At 44.4% G+C, this 2347-nt stretch carries 3 protein-coding genes; all 3 read right to left on the bottom strand.

The genetic code is table 11. The annotated features are described in order from the left end of the window. Positions 1-269: 269 nt before the first annotated feature. A complete protein-coding gene (locus A3761_RS17980) occupies positions 270-1106 on the bottom strand; it encodes a crotonase/enoyl-CoA hydratase family protein (RefSeq protein WP_231872162.1) in 837 nt (278 codons plus the stop codon). A gap of 21 nt (positions 1107-1127) precedes the next feature. After that, positions 1128-1766 carry a hypothetical protein gene (locus A3761_RS17975; protein ID WP_068514174.1) on the bottom strand — a complete coding sequence of 213 codons (639 nt, stop codon included), beginning with the start codon at positions 1764-1766 and terminating at the stop codon, positions 1128-1130. A 159-nt stretch (positions 1767-1925) separates the two neighbouring features. Continuing rightward, positions 1926-2347: hypothetical protein (locus tag A3761_RS17970; RefSeq protein ID WP_231881253.1), on the bottom strand; the 422-nt coding region annotated here is incomplete at its 5' end.

Below are 2347 nucleotides of genomic sequence, written 5' to 3'. Positions count from 1 at the left end.
GGTCTGGATGAAGAAATATTATCGAAGAGGGATGAGCTTTATCGCAAGATGAAAAGAAAGAACCAAATAAGGTGGTCAAAAGCTACGCGGAACTGGGAGAAAGTGGGTGACGTTAAGTTGAACCCGGAGAAGGAAAAACAAGCAGCTTAAATGCTCAGGCGACAACTACCTTGAAAAACGCCGAAAATAGAAAGAGTTTCCATTGGCTAAATTTTTCCAAAATAGTGGTGATGGCCTCTCTTGCATAAGAAGACCTAAAACTTACTGCTTTAGTGCCCGTGATATTGCCCAGCGCGTTTTTCTAGTAAAGCTTTCACTGCCTCTAAGTGATCTTCTGTTTGATGCAGACCAGCTTGAACTTTTGCACATTGGTCTAGCATTTCAGGTAATTTGAGTCGTTCACTTTGACGTAGTAGCTTCTTAGTGGCTCGAACGGCAAGAGGCGGGTTTGAAGCGATGCTATGTGCGATTGAAAGTGCGCGCTCAAGCATGTTTGAAGTTTCGATGCACTCAGACACCATCCCCCAAGATAGCGCTGTTTGAGCATCAACCATATCGCCAGTCAGTGCCATTTGGCTGGCTTTTGCTATGCCAATAATTCTTGGCAAGAACCACGCGCCGCCGTCTCCCGGAATGATGCCAAGTTTGACAAAGCTTTCGGCAAAGCGGGCTTTATCGGAAGCGATGCGAATATCGCACATCATTGCCAGGTCACAGCCTGCACCGACTGCGGCGCCATTTACGGCGGCAATAACGGGGATCTCGATATTCCATAAGGACAAAGGAATACGCTGAATTCCGTTTTTATAGCTTTGTTCTATTTCTTCTTTATTGCCGCCAAACATATCAGTTTTATTGAGCATATCTTTGACATTGCCGCCGGCGCAGAAACTCTTTCCTTCTCCGGTCAGCACCATGACGCGAATTTCGCTGTTATTGTTTGCTAAATCGCATACACGCTCGATTTCTTCAACCATTGCTTCGTGAGACATCGCATTGTGAATATCAGGTCTATTCAACGAGACAAGCAAGACGTGCCCGTCTTGTTGAACGCGTAGCTCTTTAAAGGTTTGCATATTGTGCGAAAGGTCGATTAGGTTGGTCATGCTTGGCCCGTAATACAGTTTCTATGTGTCTTGCTCAATACGGAGAAATTCTTGTTTGAGGTCGACTAGTTTGCTGGCATCACTTAGCTTTGGCAGTGCTGACAGTGAGTGGTCGGTTTGTAGCAGTAAGGCTTCATTCTTGTCGACAAGTATATTTAACATCTCATGTTCTTGAGCCTTAACCTGATACATGTTCTGCATGGTCGCGACATTGCTTTGGAAGGTTGATAAGACCTCTGCCGAGTCACGATATAAAGCATTATTGCTAAGTGCACTTTCAAGGCGAGTAGCATTTTCCAGGAGGGTTTCTGTATGTTCTAGATTTTGTTTTAGTTCTTGTCGAAGTCGATCAAGGCGTGCTTGATCTTGAGCGAGTTGGTCCTGATTTTCGTCGAGCAGCAAGCGATGAATAACTACAGTTACGCCGTTCACAAATTGTTCGAGGATTTTATCTTTAAAAGGAAGGTCGTCGACGATGCTACTGCGACTTTTGACGATCTTGAAAATCTCGCCTTCAAGCATTCCCACTAGGCAGCCAATATCGTAGGCTTTTTCTGGTAGATCTTCCCTTTGCGTAATTGAAAGGTTGTCTTTGGCGACAACTGTCATCAGATTGAGTATGCACTTGGCTTGCATAGATCGAGCTTCGATTAGATCCACGATGGCTCCTTAAGTAAAGAGTAATGCGAGACGAGATAAAAATAAGAGTCTAGCTGAAACCCTCAAACTTATGAATAACTAATAGGTAGCATTTGTGATATGGAAGATTATACATCGGTAACATAAGCTGCCATGACGGACGAACTTGTTATGTTTTGCTTAGACTCCCTCATTAGCGATAAGGTCATCGCCATCTAAAAGAGGTTGATTGAGTTGATGAGTAATACAGCCGAGAATATGTTGATAAAGATCATAAGCGGGGCTGTTATCCAGAATACCGGATTCACTGGAGAGCCAGAATAAGTCTTCACTATCGCTGTTCAGCTTGTTCGTGGTCTGCTCTAGCTGGAGGCCGCGAGCTCGTAAGCGTTTGAATTCGTTGCAGGGGAGCGAAAGTAAAATTCGGTCATCGAAGCGTAAACGTGCAAGAGAGAAGGCTGCCAGATACATTGCTTCTGAAAAACTGTACTTTTTGGCTTCGGTGTCGCAATACTCGGGGTTGATGCTAAGTCGAGATATTTCGCACAAAGATAAATGGCATCCAGAGGAAAATACCTGATCGATAAACCCTAGTGAGCAGG

Source organism: Oleiphilus sp. HI0123, assembly GCF_001635315.1.
Note: the sequence above shows the minus strand (reverse complement) of the source record. Positions and strands in the feature narration are given on the sequence as shown.

Coding starts and splice junctions, on each gene's coding strand:
- A3761_RS17980 (WP_231872162.1), bottom strand. CDS start 1,106: ATGACCAACCTAATCGACCTTTCGCACAATATGCAAACCTTTAAAGAG.